The following is a 2130-nucleotide window of genomic DNA, read 5'->3' as shown; positions in this document are numbered from 1 at the left end:
CGCCATTATCGGTGCACAGCGCGGGCGGCGGCATCACGAGGCTGGTGCCGGCCGCGGTCGCGACATTGTCCAGCGCTCCGCGAATCGCCTGGTTGGCGGCGACGCCGCCGGCGGCGACCAGAGCGGTCGGGGCGCCGAACCGTTCCTTGAACAATTTCAGGCCGACGCCGAGGCGATCGGCGGTCGAGTCCAGCACCGCGGCCTGGAAGCCGGCGCAGAGATCGTTGATGTCATCAGGCGTGATCGATTCGATCTTGCTCGCCTCGTTGCGCACGGCGGTCTTCAGCCCGGAGAGCGAGAAGTTCGCATCCGCACGTCCCAGCATCGGGCGCGGGAAGGCGAAGCGCGCGGCGTCGCCGTGCCTCGCCGCCTGCTCGACCTGCGGCCCGCCGGGATAGGGCAGGCCGAGCATTTTCGCCACCTTGTCGAAGGCCTCGCCCATGGCGTCGTCGACCGTGGTGCCGAGCCGGATATAGTCGCCGACGCCGACGACCGCGACGATCTGGGTATGGCCGCCGGAGGCCAGAAACAGGCAATAGGGAAAGGCGAGTCCATCGGTGAGGCGCGGCGTCAGCGCATGCGCCTCCAGATGGTTGACCGCGATCAGCGGCGTATCGTGCACCAGGGCGATCGCCTTCGCCGTGGTCAGCCCGACGATGACGCCGCCGATCAGGCCGGGACCGGCCGCGGCCGCGACACCGGCGAGCGCGGCATAATCGACACCGGCCTCGCGCATGGCAGCATCGATCAGCGAATCGAGCATTTCGACGTGGGCGCGCGCCGCGATCTCCGGCACCACGCCGCCATAGGCCGCGTGTTCCGCGATCTGCGAGCGCACGATGTTGGAAAGGATATGGCCGGAACCATCGGCCTCGCGCGCGACCACCGCCGCGGCGGTCTCGTCGCAGGTGGTCTCGATACCCAGCACCAGCTGTCGTGAATCGTTACCCAATCTCAACCCTTCGGTTATTATGTGAGACCGCTAACACCACGAGGTCGCCAGGTGCAATCATCAGTCAGTTGCGACCCGCCCGCCGCGCGGCTGCTGGATCTATAGCACATGGCCGTGCTGGTGACCCGCCCGTCTCCCGACAGTGACCGGACCGCGGACCTCCTGCGCGCGCTGGGCTTCCAGGTGCTGCTGGCGCCGATGCTGCGCTTCGAGCCGGTTCCGCTGCCGGCCGATCTCGGCCAGGACACCGGCGTCGAACCTGACGATGGGACCGGGCGCGAGATCGGCGCGCTGATCGTCACCTCGGCCAATGCGCTGCGCGCAGTGGCGCCGCAGCTGGACAATTCGCCGCTGAAGCGGCTGCCGCTGTTCGTGGTGGGCGCGCAGACCGCGGCGGTGGCGCGCGAGGCTGGTTTCGCGAAAGTGATCTCGGCCGATGGCGATGCGGCTGATTTGCGCGAACTGGTCGCCGGCGGTGTCAAGCAGCGGAGCTTCCGCAAGCGCGATACGCTGCTTTATCTTGCCGGTGAAGAGATCTCGCGCGACCTTGCCGGTGAGCTTGCCGCGCGTGGCCTGCATGTGGTGACGCAGACCGTCTATCGCATGGCGCAGGTGGCGGCGCTGCCAGCGGAGGTCTGCAATGCCTTTGCCGCCAACGGCATCGAAGCGGTGCTGCACTATTCCCGCCGCAGCGCCGCGGCCTTTGTGGCGGCGGCGCAGAGCGGCGGTGTCGAAATCTCGGCGCTGGCCGTGCCGCAATGCTGCATCTCGGCTGCGGTCGCCGATGTGCTGCGCGAGGCCGGCGCGGCCCAGGTCAGCGTGGCCGCCAGGCCAGATGAAAATGAATTATTGAAAGGGCTCGCTCGTGCGTTGCGATCCTGAATGGCGTAAGACCTGCCCACTCAATGTTCAGCATGGGAACTCCCGCCATGGTCGATGACATGTCCGAGACTGCAGGACAGGCTCCCGATGCCGGCCGGTCCAGGCGCCCGCCGCCGACCATCGATCTCGAAGCGACATCGAGCGAAACCCATCCCGCGCCCGAATCGGTGGCCGAGAGCGCATCGGATATTTCCGACGAGTCCCAGCCGCAGGTTGCGCCGGAGGTCGAGCCTCACGCGGAGCAGATCGCCGCCGCTTCGGCCGCGTCCGCCGACGGGCCGCCGCATGTCGAGGCC

At 68.1% G+C, this 2130-nt stretch carries 2 protein-coding genes and 1 pseudogene; 2 read left to right on the top strand and 1 reads right to left on the bottom strand.

Annotated elements, in window-relative coordinates; all coding sequences use genetic code 11:
• The coding region (gene tsaD, locus WA702_RS07215) for a tRNA (adenosine(37)-N6)-threonylcarbamoyltransferase complex transferase subunit TsaD (RefSeq protein ID WP_425109840.1) at positions 1-928 on the bottom strand (928 nt) is incomplete at its 3' end.
• 132 nt (positions 929-1060) lie between these two features.
• Between tsaD and WA702_RS07210 the strand changes: the two genes are divergently transcribed.
• Positions 1061-1834 (top strand): uroporphyrinogen-III synthase, encoded by a 774-nt coding sequence (locus tag WA702_RS07210; protein WP_425109839.1) that lies wholly within the window; start codon positions 1061-1063, stop codon positions 1832-1834.
• Positions 1835-1881: 47 nt separating this feature from the next.
• A pseudogene (locus WA702_RS07205) lies at positions 1882-2130 on the top strand (hypothetical protein); the annotation flags it as partial.

It is taken from the genome of Bradyrhizobium sp. (genome assembly GCF_049798375.1).
Lineage (GTDB): Bacteria > Pseudomonadota > Alphaproteobacteria > Rhizobiales > Xanthobacteraceae > Bradyrhizobium.
Note: the sequence above shows the minus strand (reverse complement) of the source record. Positions and strands in the feature narration are given on the sequence as shown.